Origin of the sequence: Gilliamella sp. B3464 (assembly GCF_026536145.1) — a bacterium.
GTDB lineage: Bacteria > Pseudomonadota > Gammaproteobacteria > Enterobacterales > Orbaceae > Gilliamella.
The window spans coordinates 49,826-69,504 of sequence record NZ_JAFNOQ010000010.1 but is presented as its reverse complement, the minus strand read 5'-3'; the positions used below and the strand labels follow the sequence as shown (position 1 = coordinate 69,504).

Annotated in this window: 19 protein-coding genes; 7 read left to right on the top strand and 12 right to left on the bottom strand. The window is 36.4% G+C overall.

Features of this window, described 5'->3' with window-relative positions; all coding sequences use genetic code 11:
• Positions 1-63: 63 nt before the first annotated feature.
• Positions 64-336, top strand: a complete 273-nt coding sequence (locus J3U57_RS10580) for an HU family DNA-binding protein (protein ID WP_065634002.1) — start codon at positions 64-66, stop codon at positions 334-336.
• A 146-nt stretch (positions 337-482) separates the two neighbouring features.
• Here J3U57_RS10580 and ybaK read toward each other — a convergent pair whose 3' ends face one another.
• The 4 genes from ybaK to glyQ all read right to left on the bottom strand — a co-directional run bounded on the left by ybaK (position 483) and on the right by glyQ (position 4,959).
• The gene (ybaK, locus tag J3U57_RS10575) at positions 483-968 is read right to left on the bottom strand and encodes a Cys-tRNA(Pro) deacylase (RefSeq protein ID WP_267334288.1); all 486 of its coding nucleotides are present in this window, start codon (positions 966-968) and stop codon (positions 483-485) included.
• Positions 969-1,068: 100 nt separating this feature from the next.
• Positions 1,069-1,878, bottom strand: coding sequence for a hypothetical protein (locus J3U57_RS10570; RefSeq protein WP_267334289.1), 810 nt, complete (start codon positions 1,876-1,878; stop codon positions 1,069-1,071).
• A 66-nt stretch (positions 1,879-1,944) separates the two neighbouring features.
• Positions 1,945-4,017, bottom strand: a complete 2,073-nt coding sequence (gene glyS, locus J3U57_RS10565; RefSeq protein WP_416379611.1) for a glycine--tRNA ligase subunit beta — start codon at positions 4,015-4,017, stop codon at positions 1,945-1,947.
• Positions 4,018-4,026: 9 nt separating this feature from the next.
• Positions 4,027-4,959 carry a glycine--tRNA ligase subunit alpha gene (gene glyQ, locus J3U57_RS10560; protein WP_267334291.1) on the bottom strand — a complete coding sequence of 311 codons (933 nt, stop codon included), beginning with the start codon at positions 4,957-4,959 and terminating at the stop codon, positions 4,027-4,029.
• A gap of 209 nt (positions 4,960-5,168) precedes the next feature.
• On the opposite strand from glyQ, the gene envC reads away from it, so the two are divergent.
• Both envC and J3U57_RS10550 read left to right on the top strand, forming a co-directional pair.
• Positions 5,169-6,380, top strand: coding sequence for a murein hydrolase activator EnvC (envC, locus tag J3U57_RS10555; RefSeq protein ID WP_267334292.1), 1,212 nt, complete (start codon positions 5,169-5,171; stop codon positions 6,378-6,380).
• Complete coding sequence (locus tag J3U57_RS10550; RefSeq protein WP_267344685.1) at positions 6,380-7,201, top strand: divergent polysaccharide deacetylase family protein; 822 nt, start codon at positions 6,380-6,382, stop codon at positions 7,199-7,201. Before envC ends, J3U57_RS10550 begins: the two co-directional genes overlap by 1 nt.
• Here J3U57_RS10550 and rapZ read toward each other — a convergent pair whose 3' ends face one another.
• The 4 genes from rapZ to dsbB all read right to left on the bottom strand — a co-directional run bounded on the left by rapZ (position 7,202) and on the right by dsbB (position 10,067).
• A complete protein-coding gene (gene rapZ, locus J3U57_RS10545) occupies positions 7,202-8,050 on the bottom strand; it encodes an RNase adapter RapZ (RefSeq protein WP_065634009.1) in 849 nt (282 codons plus the stop codon). It abuts the gene before it with no gap.
• Positions 8,051-8,134: 84 nt separating this feature from the next.
• Positions 8,135-8,731 carry an XTP/dITP diphosphatase gene (locus J3U57_RS10540; RefSeq protein ID WP_267344684.1) on the bottom strand — a complete coding sequence of 199 codons (597 nt, stop codon included), beginning with the start codon at positions 8,729-8,731 and terminating at the stop codon, positions 8,135-8,137.
• 67 nt (positions 8,732-8,798) lie between these two features.
• Positions 8,799-9,455: a bifunctional tRNA pseudouridine(32) synthase/23S rRNA pseudouridine(746) synthase RluA gene (rluA, locus tag J3U57_RS10535; RefSeq protein ID WP_267334295.1), complete on the bottom strand. Its 657-nt coding sequence runs from the start codon at positions 9,453-9,455 to the stop codon at positions 8,799-8,801.
• Positions 9,456-9,533: 78 nt separating this feature from the next.
• Entirely contained in the window at positions 9,534-10,067 is a 534-nt protein-coding gene (dsbB, locus tag J3U57_RS10530; protein WP_267334296.1) for a disulfide bond formation protein DsbB, read from the bottom strand.
• A gap of 149 nt (positions 10,068-10,216) precedes the next feature.
• Between dsbB and rluC the strand changes: the two genes are divergently transcribed.
• The gene (gene rluC / locus J3U57_RS10525; protein WP_267344682.1) at positions 10,217-11,200 is read left to right on the top strand and encodes a 23S rRNA pseudouridine(955/2504/2580) synthase RluC; all 984 of its coding nucleotides are present in this window, start codon (positions 10,217-10,219) and stop codon (positions 11,198-11,200) included.
• 24 nt (positions 11,201-11,224) lie between these two features.
• Entirely contained in the window at positions 11,225-11,887 is a 663-nt protein-coding gene (locus J3U57_RS10520) for a histidine phosphatase family protein (RefSeq protein ID WP_267334298.1), read from the top strand.
• 81 nt (positions 11,888-11,968) lie between these two features.
• On the opposite strand, the gene J3U57_RS10515 is transcribed toward J3U57_RS10520, so the two are convergent.
• The 3 genes from J3U57_RS10515 to proS all read right to left on the bottom strand — a co-directional run bounded on the left by J3U57_RS10515 (position 11,969) and on the right by proS (position 15,911).
• On the bottom strand, positions 11,969-13,426 hold the full coding sequence (locus J3U57_RS10515; RefSeq protein WP_065798965.1) for a M48 family metalloprotease: 1,458 nt from the start codon (positions 13,424-13,426) through the stop codon (positions 11,969-11,971).
• 141 nt (positions 13,427-13,567) lie between these two features.
• Complete coding sequence (locus tag J3U57_RS10510; RefSeq protein WP_267344680.1) at positions 13,568-13,753, bottom strand: hypothetical protein; 186 nt, start codon at positions 13,751-13,753, stop codon at positions 13,568-13,570.
• Positions 13,754-14,189: 436 nt separating this feature from the next.
• A complete protein-coding gene (gene proS / locus J3U57_RS10505) occupies positions 14,190-15,911 on the bottom strand; it encodes a proline--tRNA ligase (RefSeq protein WP_267344679.1) in 1,722 nt (573 codons plus the stop codon).
• 357 nt (positions 15,912-16,268) lie between these two features.
• On the opposite strand from proS, the gene J3U57_RS10500 reads away from it, so the two are divergent.
• Positions 16,269-17,573 carry a serine/threonine transporter gene (locus J3U57_RS10500; protein WP_267334300.1) on the top strand — a complete coding sequence of 435 codons (1,305 nt, stop codon included), beginning with the start codon at positions 16,269-16,271 and terminating at the stop codon, positions 17,571-17,573.
• Between the two features lie 254 nt (positions 17,574-17,827).
• The gene (locus J3U57_RS10495; RefSeq protein WP_267334301.1) at positions 17,828-19,195 is read left to right on the top strand and encodes an L-serine ammonia-lyase; all 1,368 of its coding nucleotides are present in this window, start codon (positions 17,828-17,830) and stop codon (positions 19,193-19,195) included.
• A 72-nt stretch (positions 19,196-19,267) separates the two neighbouring features.
• On the opposite strand, the gene J3U57_RS10490 is transcribed toward J3U57_RS10495, so the two are convergent.
• Positions 19,268-19,627 (bottom strand): helix-turn-helix domain-containing protein, encoded by a 360-nt coding sequence (locus tag J3U57_RS10490; protein ID WP_267334302.1) that lies wholly within the window; start codon positions 19,625-19,627, stop codon positions 19,268-19,270.
• Positions 19,628-19,679 lie beyond the last annotated feature (52 nt).

The following is a 19,679-nucleotide window of genomic DNA, read 5'->3' as shown; positions in this document are numbered from 1 at the left end:
CGGTTATTGACATTGCTTATAATGTTAACTTTAACAATAAAATAATTATGTAAGGATATCTCCATGAATAAAACAGAACTTGTAGATGCAATTGCTAGCAAAGCGGATATTACTAAGGTTGCAGCTAAAACTGCATTAGAAGCAACTTTAGCAGCTATTACTGAATCATTAAAAGCTGGAGATCCAGTGCAATTAGTTGGTTTTGGTACATTCAAAGTTAATCATCGAAATGCTCGTATCGGCCGTAACCCTAAAACAGGTAAAGAAATCAAAATTGCTGCAGGCAAAGTACCAGCGTTCGTATCAGGTAAAAGCTTGAAAGAAGCAATTAAATAATTTTTTTCTGTCGATATTTACTTTTGACAGGGTATTTTAGGCCTTAAGGTAATCCCTTAAGGTCTTTGTATTTTCCCATCATTCTATTTTAAGTTTTAAATTACCATATAAATATTAAACTAACCCAACATGATATGATCAGCAAATTAGGCTTTAATATCAACCAATTGTGCAGGTAATGCGTTAACAAGATCTTGTGGTTTAATTTCGATTTCGAGACCTCTTTTACCGCCAGATATCAACATTGAGCTAAGATCATTAGCACTAAGATCAATAAGTGTGGTGAGCTGTTTTTTTTGTCCCAATGGACTGATTCCTCCTACCAAATACCCCGTGATTTTTTGCGCTAAATGGGCATCGGCCAACTCTATTTTTTTACAATTTAATGCTTTTGCCGCTTTTTTTAGATCCAAATGGTAATCAACAGGTACAACACAAACTGCTAATGTTTTATCATTGCCATTTAAAGTTACGACTAAAGTTTTAAATATTTGGTTGGATGTAATGTGTAAACTTGGATCGAGTTTATTTGCTGCTTCTTGACCATAATGGGTCTGATTAGGATCATGATCATATTGATGAATTTTGAATGGAATTCTCAATTTTTTTAGTTGGTCAATTGCGGGCGTCATCGTGTTTTCCAAAAGAATTAGATAATAGAAATGATTGTCTAATTTTAATCACTCTATTCACATTTGTTAATAGAGTGATTAAGAATAAGCGTAAATAATGTTAGATAGTTAAATTATTATTTTGCTCAGGTGTGTTATGTGATAGTTGCTCATTCTTTGACAGAATAGTTAGACGATAGAAGAAACAAATACAAAAAATACTTGTGAGTATTTGCAAAGTTGAGCTGATGATATTTATTACAAGGTTATTAAGTGCACTATCGACAATAGAAAAGAGAATTGATACCGTGCAATAAATTAAAACCATTGGAACGGTTAAACGCCAATAAGAAATGGCATATTTATGACTTTCTACAAAATGTTGAATAAACGTTTTTGTTGAAGGTGCAATAATTGAACCTTGAAAATAATAAGAAATTGTTACTATCAGCAATATTGCGGCAATGATTAATACACCAAACAAAAACGTTACCATTTTAGCGGGTAAAATAAATTGCAACATCATAAATATCAATGTTAAAAATATCATAGCAAACAGAATGATAAACAAATAAGTTAGGTAAAAACTTATGATATTAAGCGCATTTGGTAACATTCGAGATAAGATAAGATTAAAATCGAATTTATCGTGGATTGAATAGTTATAAACAACAGCAAGTAGTATCGCTTGCATGATGAAAGTGATGACCAAACTAATTAACGCAGGTTTTAATACATACATTAATAATTGATCGACTGTCATAGTCGTGCTCGATAATTGTTTAAACATTTGTGGATCAATTAAATAACTACTGATACATGTTGTAATTAAACTGACGATAAAACTGATAATAACGAGTTGTAAAAAACGGTTTTTGACAAAATTAGTTGTTTGATTAAATACTTGAGAAAAAGATACTTCGATTTGCATGTCTCGTTCCTACTAATAAGGTGGTAACCTAATTGGTTACCACTATAGTGATAAATAAATTACAAATTACGATTGTAGTAATGAAATATCCGCAACTTTTAAAAATAAATTTTGCAATTTTTTCAGCAATGCTAACCGATTAAGTTTAATTTTTTCATCATCTGCCATGACCATGGTTGAGGCAAAAAATGCATCAACAGGTGCTTTAAGTGCAGACAATTCTACTAAAGCTTGTTGATAACGACCTTGAGTAAAATAAGGGGCTAATTTATCGGTTAATACTGCAACTTGCATAGCAAGTTCACCTTCTGCGCCTGCTTCAAGTAGTGAGGCATTCACCGCATCAGGTATCACCAATTCTGTTTTAGAGAGGATATTTGATACCCGCTTGTTAGCTTCAGCAAGCGAAGAGGCTTCTGGCAGTGTTCTAAAATGTGTCACGGCTTTAATGCGCGCATCAAAATCAGCAGGCTTGGTTGGATTAAGTGCGAGTACTGCTTGTATGGTATCAATGGTAAAACCTTGCTCTTGATACCAGGCTCGGAATCGACCTTGCATAAAGCTGACAATATCTTCCACAACCTGTTTATTGTTGAGTTTGTCACCATATAATGAAACAGCAAAATTTGATAATTCGACAAGATCGAGCGGTAAGTTATTCTCAACAATAATACGCAAAATACCAATTGCAGCGCGGCGTAAAGCAAAAGGGTCTTTATCACCTTTAGGATGTTGCCCTATACCAAAAATACCGGCTAACGTATCCATTTTTTCGGCAATTGATACCGCACTTGATACATTTGTGCTTGGCAACTCATCCCCAGCAAAACGTGGTTTGTATTGCTCTTCAATCGCGGTGGCAACTTCAATGCTTTCACCATCTTTTAGCGCTAAATAACGTCCCATTATTCCTTGTGTTTCGGGAAATTCAAAAACAGTATTGGTGACTAAATCGCATTTAGTAAGTTTACCTGCACGTTTAGCTTGTTCGACATTAGCCCCAATTTTGTCGGCTATAAAACCAGCTAGTGACTCAATTCGTAATGATTTGTCTTTGACTGTTCCAAGCTGTTGTTGGAATAACACCGTTTCTAAACGAGGTAGACGATCTTCCAAGCGCTGTTTTAAATCTGTTTTGTAAAAAAATTCAGCATCGGCTAAGCGTGGGCGTACTACTTTTTCATTACCTGAAATGACCACTTGCGGATCTTTTGATTCGATATTGGCAACAAAAATAAAATTCGGTAATAATTTTCCTTGTTTATCATAAACAGGAAAATATTTTTGATCGCCTTTCATCGTATAAACCAGTGATTCGGCTGGTACATCTAAAAATCTTTCTTCAAATTTAGCCGTTAAAACAACAGGCCATTCAACCAATGACGAGACTTCTTCTAACAAGCTTTCGGTTAAATCAGCTTTACCATTTAATTTTGCTGCGGCTTGCTCTGCTTGCTGTTTAATAATTGATTTTCGTTTGTCATAATCGGCAATAACTTTACCACGTTGCTCCAACATTTCTGGATATTGGTCGGCATTATCAATGGTGAATTCCTGTTCACCCATAAAACGATGCCCACGAATGATGCGGTTTGACTCAATGTCTAAAATTGTGCCCGGTACTAATTCATCACCATATAACATCGTTACCGTATGACTCGGACGAATAAATTCAACTTGTCGAGCTGCCCAGCGCATTGGTTTTGGAATAGGTAATTTGCTTAACGCACCTTTAACCATATCACACAATAGGTTAACAACAGGTTGGCCTTTTTGGTTTTGGGTATAAGATAACCATTCACCTTTATCTGTTTGAATACGCTCTGCTTGGTCAACAGTAATACCACAACCACGAGCCCAGCCTTCAGCTGCTTTAGTTGGTTTACCATTAGCATCAAATGCTGCACTAACAGCCGGTCCTCGTTTAACAATTTGGCTATCGGGTTGAGTATCATTTAAATTTAGAACTTTTAATGCTAAGCGTCGCGGTGAAGCATACCAAAGTACTTCGCCATGTTCTAACTTGGCATTGTCCAGTTGCTCAATAAAATTTGCCGCAAAACTTTCAGCTAAAGTGCGGAGTGATTTAGGTGGTAGCTCTTCGGTACCAATTTCCACTAAAAATGTTTTTTGCATAATATTAAAATCCTACTTTGATGCACTTTGATTTGACGGTGAATGTTGGCACATTGGAAAACCAAGCGCTTCACGTGATGCATAATATGCTTCAGCAACCATTTTGGTTAATGTTCGAATGCGCAATATATAACGTTGGCGTTCAGTTACTGAAATAGCTTTACGCGCATCAAGTAAATTAAAACAGTGTGCAGCTTTTAAAATACGTTCGTAAGCAGGTAGTGGCAGCGGTTTTTCTAATTCAAGTAACATTTTTGCTTCTTTTTCATGTTGTTCAAAGCAATAAAATAGAAAATCAATATTGGCATATTCAAAATTATACGTTGATTGCTCAACTTCATTTTGATGGAACACATCACCATAAGTGGTTTTACCAAATGCGCCATCACTCCAAACCAAATCATACACACTATCGACACCTTGAATATACATCGCAAGGCGTTCTAAACCATAAGTGATCTCACCAGTGACGGGTTTACACTCAAGACCACCCACTTGTTGGAAATAGGTAAATTGAGTCACTTCCATCCCATTTAACCATACTTCCCAGCCAAGCCCCCAAGCACCTAATGTAGGGTTTTCCCAGTTGTCTTCTACAAAACGAATATCATTAACGGTTGGATCGAGCCCTAACTCTTTTAATGAACCCAGATAGAGCTCTTGAATGTTGTCTGGAGAGGGTTTTAAGATAACTTGAAATTGATAGTAGTGTTGTAACCTATTAGGGTTTTCACCATAGCGCCCATCAGTTGGACGGCGAGAGGGTTGAACGTAAGCAGCATTAATGGGTTCAGGTCCAAGAGCGCGTAAACACGTCATCGGGTGTGAAGTACCGGCCCCAACTTCCATATCCAATGGCTGAATCACCGTACAACCTTGATTAGCCCAGTAATCTTGTAACGTTAGTATTAACCCTTGAAAGGTTTTGACATTAAACTTTTGCATGATGTTATCTTTATGGTTGAATTGATTGTTCGATAATTTAAATAGTGTTGTATTTTATACTTTTTATTGGAGCTTGTGAAATGCCTAATTACTATCTGTTGCAATTACTCTCAATGCTTATCTAAATAGTTTTGGTTTTGCATCTTTATGCATTTCTAGGTATAGTGTTTTATCCCTTTTGCTTGGTTATCAATACTTATCATAATGCCATGGCTATTTATCGATATTTTCTAACGTTTATTTTTATTGGACTTACACAAGTTAATGTTTTGTATGCTGCTGATGATAATCAGCAGTTACAGACTTTGCGTCGTTCAATTCAAGAACAAGAAAATCGTTTAGCTGAGCAAAAAAAAGAGCGAAACCAATTAGTTAACGATCTTAAACAGCAAGAAACAGAAATTGCAAAATTATTGACTTCAATTGAGAAAAACGATTTAACTTTAAAAAAAATCGATAGTGAAATTAATCGGTTAATTAAACAAATTGAACAATTAAATATTAAGCAACAACAACAGCGAGATGCATTATCTAAACAACTTGAAAGCGCATTTAAATTAGGAAAAACAACAGGATTATCGCTGATTTTTGCCAGTGAACAAAGTGAGCGTAATGAACGGCTGATTAATTATTATGGTTATATTAATCAAGCTAGACAACAACTGATTAATGCACTTCGTGAAACGCAATTACAGTTAAATGAAAAAAAATTAACGTTACAAAATAAACAAATTTCACAGCAAGCATTACAAACCAAACAGAAACAAGAACAAGTTGGTCTTGAAAAAAACCGTCAAGATCGACAAAAAACCATTACTTCGCTCGAATCATCCATGCAGGTCAATCAACAAAGATTGGCTGAACTGCGTGAAAATGAAACCAAGTTACAAGCAAAAATTGCTCAAGCCGAAAAAGAGAGTCGACGATTAGCCGAAGAAGAAGCAAGACAGGCAAAACATATTGAGCAGAAACAAAAAAACACCAACTACACTTTAAATTCTGATGAACGGGCATTAATGGCACGTGTAAGTGGTATAGGCAAACCACAACACCAATTTAATTGGCCGGTCACAGGGCCAGTCGTACATCGATTTGGTGAGTCATTGCAAGGTGAACTGTATTGGAAAGGTATGGTAATTAATGCGAAGGATGGTACCCAAGTTAAGGCAATCGCTGATGGTCGAGTGATACTGGCCAGTTGGTTGCAAGGTTATGGTTTTGTGGTTGCACTTGAGCATGGTAAAGGCGATATGAGTTTATATGGTTATAACCAACGTGTTTTAGTCGATGTAGGCGATAAAATCTCCACTGGACAGGCCATTGCTTTAGTTGGTTCAAGTGGAGGGCAAAATAGTTCAGGACTCTATTTTGAGATTCGCCGAGATGGTAAGGCGTTAGATCCTAAAGGTTGGTTAAAATAATGTATCGTTTAATCATTCACATACTTATTAGTCTGTTATTTTTTAATCCAAGTCTAGTTTTTGCGGCACAATTAGCTCTGGTTATTGATGATTTTGGTTATCGGCAACATAATGAAGAGCAAATTATAAAATTATCAACCGATATAACAGTTGCGGTTTTACCCCATTCACCTAATGCAAAACGTATCGCTAATATGGCTCATGAACAGGGGAATGATGTGATTATACACTTACCCATGGCACCAATGGGTAAGCAGCCACTGGAAAAAGATACATTGTTCCCCACTATGAGCGAAACTGAGATTAATCGCATTGTGAATAATGCTATTGAGCGTGTACCTCATGCTATTGGTGTTAATAATCATATGGGCAGTTTAATGACATCCAATCTTAATGGTATGCAATATGTTATGAAAGCACTTAGCCCACACTCTATGTTTTTTTTAGATAGTAAAACGATTGGCAAAACAGCCGTCAAAACAGCAGCGAGCGCCTATAATATACCTGTAGTTGTGCGTGATGTATTTTTAGATGATCAGCAAAATGAACATGCTATTAGCCAGCAATTTGAATTAGCTATTCAAGTTGCTCGTAAAAAAGGGGTTGCCATTGCCATTGGTCATCCTCATCCACAGACACTCAATGTGTTAAAAAATAAATTAGCGCAATTGCCTTCAGATATAACATTAATCAAAGTCAGTGAGCTTGTTACACCACAACCTGAACCAATAAAGCCAAAAGCAACGTTAAAAGAGATTATGGACAGATATAAACAGCGCTGCGATCAAGTTTGGCATTTTTATCATACCGAAAACGAATAATTATTTTTTTTCTAAGGTTCGGTGCCGGATTTGTACTTGCTTATTTTGTGCTTTGAAAAATTCAGCCAGCTGTTCAGCAATAAAAACGGAGCGATGTTGTCCTCCGGTACAACCAATAGCAATGGTTAAATAACTACGATTGTTTTTTTCTAACATCGGTAACCATTGCTGTAAATAACTGGCTGTTTGATAGATAAAATTGGTCACTTCATCATGCTGAAATAGATATTTTTTTACTGGCTCATCTAATCCAGTTAGGGGACGTAGTGCAATATCCCAATGGGGATTAGGTAAAAAACGGACATCAAAAACAAAATCGGCATCGACTGGCAAACCATGTTTAAAACCAAAGGATTCAAAGATCATGGTTAATTCACGTTCTTTTTTACCTAAAATACGTGTTCGTAAAATGTCTGATAGTTGATGTACTGAAAGATTATCAGTATTGATGACTAAACTTGCATTGGATTTTAATGATTCTAAATATTTTTCTTCAAGATCGATTGCTTCTTCAAGCGAGTATTTTTGATTGGTCAAGGGATGGATTCGTCTGGTTTCGCTATAACGACGAATTAGGGTATTGCGGCTACAGTCAAAGAAGATAATCTCGGGTGTGACAGAGTTTGGCAGTTGTTGCAAAATGTCGCGGTTAAAATCAAAATTTGGCGGTAAATTGCGAATATCGATGCTAACAGCAACGGGGGTATTATTGTTTTTTAATGAGTCGGCTAATTGTGGCAATAGCACAACAGGGATGTTATCCACACAATAAAAACCCATATCTTCTAGTGCACGTAGTGCAATCGATTTTCCAGAACCTGAACGGCCACTAACGATCATCAGAATCACAATGTTAACTCCAATATGCTAATTAACTTAAGTATATACCGTTTACTCAACAAGATGCAATTTCATATATCGATGATATTGCTATTAATATTCGGATTTTATTTTAGTAATTAACTGTTTTAACGCTTGACCACGGTGTGAAATCTGGCTTTTATGTTCTTTGCTAAGTTGGGCAGCTGTGCAATCTAATTCTGGTATATAAAACAGTGGATCATAGCCAAAGCCGCCTTCTCCTTGTTCTTGATTTAGGATTAATCCATGCCATTTGCCTAAACAAATAATCGGTGTTGGATCGTTATCATGGCGCATAAAAACCAAGGCACAATAAAAATAGGCAATGCGCTTTTCTGCTGGGACATTGTGTAGTTGTGAAAGTAATTTTTGATTATTTAATTTATCGTTACCATGGCAACCCGCATAACGCGCGGAATAAATGCCTGGCGCACCATTAAGGGCATCAACCACTAAACCTGAATCATCAGCAATAGCAGGTAGTCCTGTTAATTTTGCGGTATGCCTTGCTTTTAAAATGGCATTTTCGATAAAAGTTAAACCTGTTTCATCGACATCGGGAACATTAAATTCTTTTTGTGCCACAATATTAAAGCCAGCATCGGCTAAAAGCGTTTGCAATTCGTTGACTTTGCCTTGATTATTGGTTGCTAAAACAATTTTTTGCATCTTTAATTCCTTACCATAAAATTATGTTGATAACTATCGTTAACCGTTGTTCGATTTATAAGTTTCGTTAAAAATCGGGATCGCAGTTAAAGGTCATACTTTCACCTGTCTTGGGGTGGAGAATTGTTAACGATTGCGCATGGAGTAACAATCTTTTAGACCGAGAAAAGGCTTCAGGATGTGCATAAAATTTATCGCCTAAAATAGGATGTCCCAGTGCTTGCATATGCACGCGTAATTGGTGTGATCGACCCGTAAAAGGCGATAAGCTAACCCGAGTTGTGTTATCAGGGTTTCTTGAAATGACTTGATATAACGTCAGTGCAGGCTTGCCATTTTCTAAATCAACCATTTGTCGTGGACGGTTTGGCCAATCACAAATCAACGGTAATTCAACTTGACCGCTATCCTCTTTAATATGCCCATAAACTACGGCAATATAATTTTTTTTGGGGATTCGTTCTCGAAATTGCTTTTTTATTTCTCGATCGGCGAGTTTAGATAAAGCGGCAACCATAATGCCACTGGTTGCCATATCTAATCGATGAACGGACTCGACGTAGCTAAATTTTTGCTGTAAACGATGAATAATGCTATCGATAAATTGAGGTTTGTTGCCCGACACCGATAAAATACCGGGTTGTTTATTGACAACAACAATATGATCATCTTGGTATAAGATAGATAGCCAAGGGTCAATAGGGGGATGATATTCCAAAAGCATTTATGTATGACAATTTATAAGATAAAATTGCCACACATTCTAACAAACTCAACAAAAAGTGCCAGTTTTATAGCGCACCTAATTTTTCCATAAGGTATTTTTGTTTACTGCAAAAAATTGGGCAATAAACACGAATAATCCAACTATAAAATAGCAAGCAAAAATAATGATCATCCATTGTGACATTTCAATGGTTAAAAAAGACCAAATTTTATCTGCACACGAGCCGTAAGCATTAAACAGGCCCGGTATCCACTCGTTTAAAGGTAGCCATGATGGAAACTGAACATTAATAGCGCAAGTGTCACTAAAGTTTGGTTCGAATTGTAAATGGGCGTGAAATGTTGCTAAGTTAAAGCCTTTATATGCACTAATTAACCAAATGGCGATCCCCATTATTCTAAAAATAAAATTATTCGGTGCAATTAAGCCAATAATACTGGCTAACATGATGCCAAAAATGGCGCAACGTTGATAAATACACAGTGTGCAAGGCGCTAGTCCTAAGCTGTGTTGAAAATAAAGTGCAGTTAACTCGAAAATAAGGGTTGAAAGGAAGAGTAAAAACCAAGCAAATCTTGCGCGAGAGTATTGATTAAGTAACGATAACATACTGTTTTATTCCTCCATATTCGGCTATAATTAGCTATCTTTAATTATATCGAAAATAATCTGTCTTTATTTTTAATTAGTGGTAGTGTAGTTTATTTTCGAATAATGTAAACGACTTTTATTTATTGATGGCGGATTAATCATTTCTTATGGATTCAAACGTTCCACAAACAAAATTACAGGTCTCATTTGTTATCATCACTGAAGAAAATGCGACGCAGCGAATTGATAACTTTCTTATCACACACTTGAAAGGTGTGCCCAAAAGTATGATTTATCGCATACTGAGGAAAGGTGAAGTACGCGTTAATAAAAAACGCATTAAACCCGAGTATAAGCTCAATATTGGGGATGAAATTCGTATACCGCCTATTCGCGTAGCAGAAAAAACCTCACCTGAAATCTCAACTAAATTAAATAAAGTTGCCGATTTAGAAAAAGCCATTATTTATGAAGATGATGTGATAATGGCTATTAATAAACCCTCGGGTATTGCTGTTCATGGCGGTAGTGGTTTAAGTTTTGGGGTCATTGAAGGACTTCGAGCATTAAGGCCTGAAGCAAAATTCCTGGAATTGGTTCATCGAATCGATCGCGAAACATCAGGTGTGTTACTCATTGCTAAAAAACGTTCAGCATTAAAAGCACTGCATGAACAACTGCGTTTAAAACAGATGAAAAAGAACTATTTAGCATTAGTAAAAGGTGATTGGCCTTCTGAATGCAAAGTTATACAGGCACCGTTACTTAAAAATGTTTTGAAAAGTGGCGAACGAGTGGTTAAAGTCGATAAAGAAGGTAAACCTTCAGAGACACGTTTTAAAGTTGAAGAGAGATTTAAGTTTGCAACGTTGATTAAAGCCAGTCCTGTTACAGGCCGTACACATCAGATTCGTGTACATACTCAATATGCCAATCATCCTATTGCATTTGATGATCGTTATGGTGATAGCCAATTTGATAGGTTATTAGCCAATACTAAACTTAATCGATTATTTTTGCATGCTGCCAATTTGACCTTTATTCATCCTAAAACGTTACAAGATATGCAGTTAAGCGCAACAATGGATGATAAATTACAAGCATGCTTAAGTTATCTTAGAACAGAAAAGCATCATCAAACCGAATCTTAAATTGAAAAAAAGTAGTGAGGACGAATGAAAGATCTTAATTTATACTTAATTAGACATGGCCAAACCGAGTGGAATATTAAAGATCAGATGCAAGGATCGCAAAATTCACCGTTAACTGAACAAGGTATTTTGGGCGCGAAGATTACAGGTCAATATTTAAAGCATATCCCTTTTATGCAAGCTTATTCAAGCCCACAGCTACGCGCTAAAGAAACACGTGATTATATCGTTCACGAAAATGATAATAAAATTCCAACCTTTGAATTAGCCGATTTATGTGAGATGGATTTTGGTCTTTGGGAAGGAAAATCTGTCCCTTATTTGAAAAAAGAAGTGCCTGAATTTAATACTTATCTAACCGATCCAGCTAACTTTGATGCTTCTGTTAATCACGGTGAAAATTATCTTGATACACTGGTACGAATGAAACGTGCACTGCATACCATTACTCAAAATGCCAGTGAAGATAAAGGTAATATTTTAGTTGTTTCGCATGGCACCGTATTACGTTTATTACTTTGTGTATTAAATGGTGGTGATTGGCGTTTACATCGGGATGAAGACTATTTTCCACGAATGTTAAATACCAGTGTCAGTGTTGTAAATTATCAGCAACAAGATGGTCAATCTGAAGGTAAATTTACGGTTAACTATTATAATAATGTTGATCATTTAGCTGATAAATAACCAGCAATTTACCCCATTTTTATTTCTCGACTAATGCCTTTTATAACGTTAGTCGAGAAATATTGAGCCTAATTAGTAAACTTATCTATTTTTACTATAAGGGGCGTAACGTTTTTGAAGTTGTTGTAACTGATTTATTCTGGCATCAATCTTCGATATCATTGTTTGATCGCCATTAGTTTGTTTTTTGGCATTTTGCAGTAATTGAATAGATTGTTGAAATTGCCCCTCTAATGCAACAAGTTCAGCTCTTGCACTCATTTCTTTTGCCCTTGAGTTTAATCCACCATAAGCTGTAATTAGCAGATCCCAACCATTTGTATCATCACTATGATCAAAGGTATAACGGTGTAATAAGCTCACCGCTTGTTGATAATTACGATTTTTAACGTATGCGTTAGCCAAGTTTAATTGTAATGCTGAACTATCTGGGGATTTTTTTAAAGCAGTTTGTAACCGATTAATCGCTGCTGCATTATTATTCATGTCCAGATCAATATCTGTCATTAAATCGATGTACCACAGATTATTTGGATCATTATCTAGTAATGGTTGAAGTTGCTGTTTGGCTTTTTGGTAATTGTTATTACGATAATCAAACAGAGCATTAGCATAGACTAAAGCAATCTTACTTTGTTCATTATTCAACTTTTTATAATCTTCAATTAATAATTTACCGGTATTTTGATTATTAGTTATTAAAATAGCCAAACGCGCTTTTGCTAAATAGTAGTTTAGAGAGGGAGGTAGCTCTTTTTTACTATATTGCATAGAACGGCTACGGATATCAGATAAACGGCTATTTGGTAGTGGGTGAGTGAGTAAAATCTCAGGTGGTTTACTGCTAAACCGTGTTTGATCAGCTAATTTTTGTAAAAATTCGGATGAAGCATAAGGATCAAATCCTGCCTTAGCCAATGTTCTAAGCCCCACGCGATCGGCTTCTTGTTCATTAGCTTGTGTAAAACTAATTGTGTTTTGTGCAGAACCTGCCATCGTACTTGTCATCGCGGCCATTCCAGCATCAGGATTCGCCAGCGTAAGTAGTAATGAGCCTAATGCTGCACCCCAAACATAAGGACTATTACGGTTTTGGTTTTCCATTGCTCTGGCTAAGTGACGTTGAGTCACATGGCCGATTTCGTGCGCCATAACTGAAGCTAATTGACTTTCATTATCAGTGTCTAAAATCAGTTTAGAATGAATCACCACATTACCGCCAAAAAAGGCAAACGCATTTAAGACATCACTGCGCATAATATAAAAATGAAAAGGTGTTTGGACTGATTCCGCTTTTGACACGAGTTTTTTACCTAAATCATTAATATATTGATTGAGTACGGGATCATTGATGATAGGGGCATCGGCTCGTAGCAAACGCATATAATAATCCCCCATTTCCATCTCTTGACCGATGCTTAAGGTTGATGCAGCAGCGGTTCCCATATCAGGTAGGTTAATGTTATCAGCAAAAACTAACGGTGAGTTTTGCAACAATAATGAGGTAGTGAGTGCCAATGCGATTGCTTTTTTTAACATTATTTAGACCACTTAAATTAACAATTAAATTGCCTTATTTTAGCTGAAAAAAAACGCAATATCACTGTCAATTTTAATTCAATACGAATATTAAAAAGAGATTAACTTACGCGTGTAATTACTTAATTAGGGAAAGTTATTTTAAACTAATTTATTAAAAAAATTATTGAAATACTGCGTGGCAAATTTTTCAATATCAACTGTTTTATATACATTAATAATGTTCGGGTACACATTATAGTGATGATCGAATTCAGGCTGCATTAATTGATTAACAACTTTAGCTTTACCCAATTGAAAAACTAAACGGTATATAGCACCGGTCATGCTAGTTCGTCCACTGCCATGCCAACAATGAACTAATATTGGTTTGGTGATTGTTTAAAGGCTTTAAGTATTACAATGATTTTTCGTCGGTAATCTGACTAGTCCGTATCTTAATCCAAACTTCGGTAAGATCGGTATTATTCAAGCTATCCCGATCACTATGCAATACATGCAAGTTGATTATGGTTTTAAAACCTAGCTTATTCAGATATTGTATCTACTTTATAGTCGGCTGTTTTGTTCGACAAATATTATTCCAATTTGATAAAAATTATTGGGGTATTGTGAATGAGGTTTCACTTTATATTGATAGTCAACTATGAATAATGCTAGAAAACACAACAATAATATCTCCCTATTTTTTTAAACTCAAACATTAAGAGTGATTAAGTGTTGTGCTTTCTTTAACATTATTAAGATTAAATCAGTAATGGTTTTATGCTTTACTTTGACGATTTTTGATAAATTCTACAATATCGTTAATTTTTATCATTTGCTTATCACCACCACAGCGATGTTTATATTCCACTTCACCATTTTCTAGATTACGTTCACCAATAACAATAGTATGTGGAATACCAATTAACTCTGCATCGGCAAACATCACACCTGGTCGCTCTTTACGATCGTCAAATAAAACTTCAATGCCAGAAGCTTGTAAATCAGAATACAGTTTTTCAGCAGTTGCTTGCACTTTTTCTGATTTATGCATGTTCATTGGGATGATGACCACACTAAATGGGGCTATAGCTTCTGGCCATACAATACCTCGATCATCATGGCATTGTTCGATTGCAGCTGCAACAATTCGGCTAACCCCAATACCATAACAGCCCATAATCATTACGTGGTTTTGTCCATCTTCGCCTTGGACCGTTGCTTTCATTGCCTCTGAATACTTCGTACCAAGTTGGAAAATATGCCCAACTTCGATACCACGTTTAATCTGTAATGTCCCTTTACCATCAGGGCTAATATCGCCTTCCACCACATTACGGATATCTTCAACTCTTGGTAACGCAACATCACGCTCCCAATTGATATTAACGTAATGTTTATGGTCGATATTCGCACCGGCACTAAAGTCACTCATCACAGCCACATCGCGGTCAATAATGATTGGCATATTAAGATTCACAGGGCCTAATGAACCTGGCCCAGCATTGACAATTGCTCGAATTTCCTCTTCAGTTGCAAATTCAAGTGGTGATGCCACAATATCAATTTTTTCTGCTTTGATTTCGTTCAACGTGTGATCACCACGAACTAATAAAGCAACAAGTTGGTGCCCACTCTCTTTTGTCGCCTTAACCATGAGTGTTTTAACTGTTTTTTCAATTGGTAAATTGAATTGTGCAACTAATTCATCAATCGTTTTTGCATTTGGTGTATCAATGCGTTCCATCACCTTAGTTGGTGCTAAGCGGCTTTGCGTTGGTGCTAATGCTTGTGCCATCTCGATATTAGCGGCGTAATCAGATTCAGTTGAAAAGACAATATCATCTTCGCCACTATCGGCTAATACTTGGAATTCGTGAGACCAGTTACCGCCAATTGAGCCTGTATCGGCACGCACCGCTCTAAAGTTTAATCCGGCACGAGTAAATACTGCACTATAGGCTTTATACATATCATCATACGTTTCTTGTAATGATTCTTGTGATGTATGAAACGAGTAAGCATCTTTCATAATAAATTCACGCGAGCGCATTACACCAAAGCGAGGTCGCACTTCATCACGAAATTTGGTTTGAATTTGGTAAAGATTAAGTGGTAATTGTTTGTATGAGCTGACTTCATTACGTAACAAATCAGTGATGACTTCTTCATGAGTTGGACCTAAAACAAAATCACGATTACCACGGTCTTTTATCCGTAATAATTCAGGACCATATTGTTCCCAGCGCCCACTCTCTTGCCAAATATCGGCAGGTTGAACAACCGGCATTAATACTTCAATTGCACCTGCTTTATTCATCTCTTCGCGAACAATATTTTCGACTTTTTTTAGTACACGATAACCAGTGGGTAACCAAGTATACAATCCTGCTGCGACTTTACGAATCATGCCGGCACGTAACATTAATTGATGGCTAATCACCTCTGCATCTGCGGGTGTCTCTTTTAATGTAGAAAGAAGATATTTACTGGTTCGCATACATTTATCCTGAAAAATAATTTATCTATAAATATAATAAAAATGTTAGCTAGTTTAGCAGTACAGCGCGTAACACTAAAGTAATTTTATTGTTATTTTTTTAGCATCGGCGTAATGAACCTAAAGAGATTGAGCAAACAGACTCACAAATTTATTCACTAGCAATAATGCTTTTTGTGTATTTTGTATCAAAATTGATACTTTATTGATTTTGCGGTTGGCTAGGTATCAAAAGAGATATCTTTATCTTATTGATTATATTTGATTTTTTGTTAATTTGTGTGATGTAGATCACTTTAGTAACGTTTTTAAATTGATATCATACGCACAAATTTTTAGGTATAGGAGAATAGTAATATGGATAGTGCCATAGCCAATAAAAAAGCTAGTGAGGTAAAAAGTGAGGCAAAATTACCCAAGTGGCGTAAAAGTGATACGTTATGGATGCTGAGTCTGTATGGAACAGCAATCGGTGCAGGCGTACTGTTTTTACCGATAAATGCAGGTGTTGGGGGGTTAATTCCATTATTAGTAATGTTAGTGCTTGCCTTTCCGATGACATTTTTTGCCCATCAAGCATTATGTCGATTTGTTTTATCGGGTAAAAAACCTGAAGGCGATATCACCGTTGTTGTTGAAGAGGCATTTGGACGAACTGCCGGAAACTTTATCACGGTGCTCTATTTTTTTGCTATCTACCCCATTTTATTGGTTTATAGTGTTGGGATCACCAATACCGTTGATAGCTTTATGGTACATCAATTAGGCATGGCATCGATACCTAGGGCGTTATTATCCTTTATATTGGTCGCTTTTTTAATGTCGATTGTTCACTTTGGTGAAGAGCTGATTGTCAAAGTGATGTCGATTTTGGTGTTTCCGTTTATTGCTGTACTGATGATTTTAGCGTTATTTCTAATTCCGGAATGGAATGGTGAGATTTTTTCCAACGTTTCACTCACCAGTGCTGGCAGTGAAGGAAGTCAAAGTATTTTAATGACGCTGTGGTTGGTTATTCCGGTTATGGTGTTTGCATTTAATCACTCTCCAATTATCTCTTCTTTAGCTGTTGCTAAACGCAAAGAGTATGGCGATGTTTATGCTGAACAAAAATGCTCTAGAATTATTGCAGCAAGTAATATAATGATGGTCGTTACTGTCATGTTTTTTGTGTTTAGTTGTGCACTATGTTTGACCCCTGCTGAGTTATTGGATGCAAAAGCACAAAATATTTCGACATTATCTTATTTGGCAAACCGATTTAATTCACCTGTGATTGAGTATATTGGTCCTCCAATTGCGTTTATTGCAATGGCTAAATCATTTTTAGGGCACTATTTAGGGGGTAAAGAGGGCTTTAATGGGGTGGTGAATAAATTACTACGTAGCTGTGATAAAACAATTTCACCAGCAAAATTAGATAAAATTGCCATTGGTTTTATGTTTATCACTGCTTGGGGAATAGCAACACTCAATCCAAGTATTTTAGGTTTAATTGAATCATTGGGAGGACCAATTTTAGCAATACTTCTGTTTTTAATGCCAATGTATGCAATTCACAAATTACCGGCATTAGCTAAGTATCGTGGCAAATTAAGCAATGTGTTTATTGTCATTATGGGATTGATTGCTATTTCAGCAGCTATTTATAATTTGCTTTAAGCTTGAATTTATCCGTTATGATGACCATCTAAAGAAAAAATCCGCTTAGGTTAATAGGCGGATCAATATTTTTCGAGTTGATATCAGTTGTGTTTTTAATCAATCTTGATTTTCATTTTAAGGATTAGGCGCGTTGCCCTAATTGCTGGTTGTTAAACGTTTAACACAGATATTTATTATCTAATTTGATTGAGTAATCTATAAAGTATCTATCAATGTGGTTTAGTTACATTGAGTTTTGAAAAGGGAAAAATATGAGTTCGGTATTTGAAATATTTAAAATCGGTATTGGGCCGTCAAGTTCACATACAGTCGGACCAATGCGAGCCGGAAAAGCATTTGTCGATGAGCTGATAAGTAAAGGGTTGATGCCGTCTGTGACAAGAATTGTAGCGGACGTTTATGGTTCATTATCATTAACAGGTAAGGGACATCAAACCGATATTGCCATTATTATGGGACTGGCAGGTGAAAAACCCGATACCGTAAATATTGATAACATCCCGATATTTATTGAAAAAATTAGCCAGACTAATCGATTACCGATTTATAACAATCGTTATGAAATTGATTTTCCGCTAGCTGAGTGTATGATTTTTCACTCTAAGTTTTTACCATTGCATGAAAATGGTATGACACTCAGCGCTTATCATGGTGATGATTTGCTGTTGCAAAAAACTTATTACTCTGTTGGTGGTGGCAAAATTGTTGAAGAAGCACAATTTGGTCAACAAGATCAAAATCCAGTTTTATTGCCTTACCCATTCTCGACTGCTGCGCAGCTATTAAAATCGTGTGAAGATAATTCGTTATCCATTTCCAGTATTATGATGAAAAACGAGCTGGAACTGCACTCTTATGAAGAGATTGAAAACTATTTTCATCATGTCGGGCAAACCATTTTAGATTGTATAAAACGGGGAATGAATACCGAGGGGCTATTACCAGGTCCACTTAAAGTGCCACGTCGTGCGTTTTCGCTATACCGTCAATTATCGACCACTAAAGATAATATTATTAGCGATCCTATGGTGATTATTGATTGGGTCAATATGTTTGCCTTAGCGGTGAGTGAAGAGAATGCTGCTGGTGGACGGGTGGTAACAGCGCCAACTAATGGTGCATGTGGGATTATTCCTGCTGTTCTTGCCTATTATGATAAGTTTATTAATCCTGTTACGCCTGAAATCTCAATGCGTTTCTTTTTAACTTGCGGAGCAATAGGGCAACTTTACCAAAAAAATGCCTCAATATCGGGAGCAGAAGTCGGTTGCCAAGGTGAAGTGGGTGTTGCTTGTTCAATGGCTGCTGCTGGTCTTGCCGAGCTTTTAGGTGGAAATCCACAGCAAGTTTGTATGGCCGCTGAGATTGCCATGGAACATAATTTAGGTTTGACTTGCGATCCGGTTGCTGGGCAGGTACAAGTGCCGTGTATTGAGCGTAATGCAATTGCCTCGGTTAAAGCAATTAATGCGACTCGAATGGCGTTAAGGCGCACAACAGTTGCCAAAGTGTCGCTTGATAAGGTGATTGAAACAATGTATGAAACCGGTAAAGACATGAATGCTAAATATCGTGAAACATCACGAGGCGGGCTGGCAATTACCGTTTACTGTAATTAATTCGCCGTTAACTGCGATAGATTAATCCTTCAATTTGCCGACTAGTCATTTGGTGAATTGAAGCGATCAAAGTTAATATTTCCAGCGCATGGTATTCGCCTTGGAACGTAAAAAGTCATTATTAACCAGCATATCGACTTTTTCACTTTTTATTGAACGTAACTTTCTTTTTCGTTTGGCTTGATTGGTTGATGTGCTATGCATTAGTTCATTGTAGGCGAGTAAATTATTGAGTTGATCAAGTTCGTCTAATCCTCGTAGAACGTTTATTAGTGTATGTAAAGTAATGGATTCACCATTTTCTATACGTTTAATTGTTGCTATGCCAAGTTCAGATTTTTGAGCAAGTTCTTGTTGAGATAAATTTTTTTCAATTCTTGCCAATTTAATTCTGCGACATAACATTGCAACAATTTCAGTTGTTTGATTCATGCGTGATCCTCAATATAAACATAATGCATTGAGTTTTGAGCCTATTGTATCG

Excerpts from the sequence above, each read along its gene's own strand:
- rluA (WP_267334295.1), bottom strand. The coding sequence starts at position 9,455 with ATGCTTTTGGAATATCATCCCCCTATTGACCCTTGGCTATCTATCTTA.
- J3U57_RS10490 (WP_267334302.1), bottom strand. The coding sequence starts at position 19,627 with ATGAATCAAACAACTGAAATTGTTGCAATGTTATGTCGCAGAATTAAA.
- proS (WP_267344679.1), bottom strand. The coding sequence starts at position 15,911 with ATGCGAACCAGTAAATATCTTCTTTCTACATTAAAAGAGACACCCGCA.
- J3U57_RS10580 (WP_065634002.1), top strand. The coding sequence starts at position 64 with ATGAATAAAACAGAACTTGTAGATGCAATTGCTAGCAAAGCGGATATT.
- J3U57_RS10570 (WP_267334289.1), bottom strand. The coding sequence starts at position 1,878 with ATGCAAATCGAAGTATCTTTTTCTCAAGTATTTAATCAAACAACTAAT.
- J3U57_RS10540 (WP_267344684.1), bottom strand. The coding sequence starts at position 8,731 with ATGCAAAAAATTGTTTTAGCAACCAATAATCAAGGCAAAGTCAACGAA.
- J3U57_RS10500 (WP_267334300.1), top strand. The coding sequence starts at position 16,269 with ATGGATAGTGCCATAGCCAATAAAAAAGCTAGTGAGGTAAAAAGTGAG.
- dsbB (WP_267334296.1), bottom strand. The coding sequence starts at position 10,067 with ATGTTATCGTTACTTAATCAATACTCTCGCGCAAGATTTGCTTGGTTT.
- J3U57_RS10520 (WP_267334298.1), top strand. The coding sequence starts at position 11,225 with ATGAAAGATCTTAATTTATACTTAATTAGACATGGCCAAACCGAGTGG.
- J3U57_RS10550 (WP_267344685.1), top strand. The coding sequence starts at position 6,380 with ATGTATCGTTTAATCATTCACATACTTATTAGTCTGTTATTTTTTAAT.
- glyQ (WP_267334291.1), bottom strand. The coding sequence starts at position 4,959 with ATGCAAAAGTTTAATGTCAAAACCTTTCAAGGGTTAATACTAACGTTA.
- J3U57_RS10510 (WP_267344680.1), bottom strand. The coding sequence starts at position 13,753 with ATGACCGGTGCTATATACCGTTTAGTTTTTCAATTGGGTAAAGCTAAA.
- J3U57_RS10495 (WP_267334301.1), top strand. The coding sequence starts at position 17,828 with ATGAGTTCGGTATTTGAAATATTTAAAATCGGTATTGGGCCGTCAAGT.
- rluC (WP_267344682.1), top strand. The coding sequence starts at position 10,217 with ATGGATTCAAACGTTCCACAAACAAAATTACAGGTCTCATTTGTTATC.
- J3U57_RS10515 (WP_065798965.1), bottom strand. The coding sequence starts at position 13,426 with ATGTTAAAAAAAGCAATCGCATTGGCACTCACTACCTCATTATTGTTG.
- ybaK (WP_267334288.1), bottom strand. The coding sequence starts at position 968 with ATGACGCCCGCAATTGACCAACTAAAAAAATTGAGAATTCCATTCAAA.
- envC (WP_267334292.1), top strand. The coding sequence starts at position 5,169 with ATGGCTATTTATCGATATTTTCTAACGTTTATTTTTATTGGACTTACA.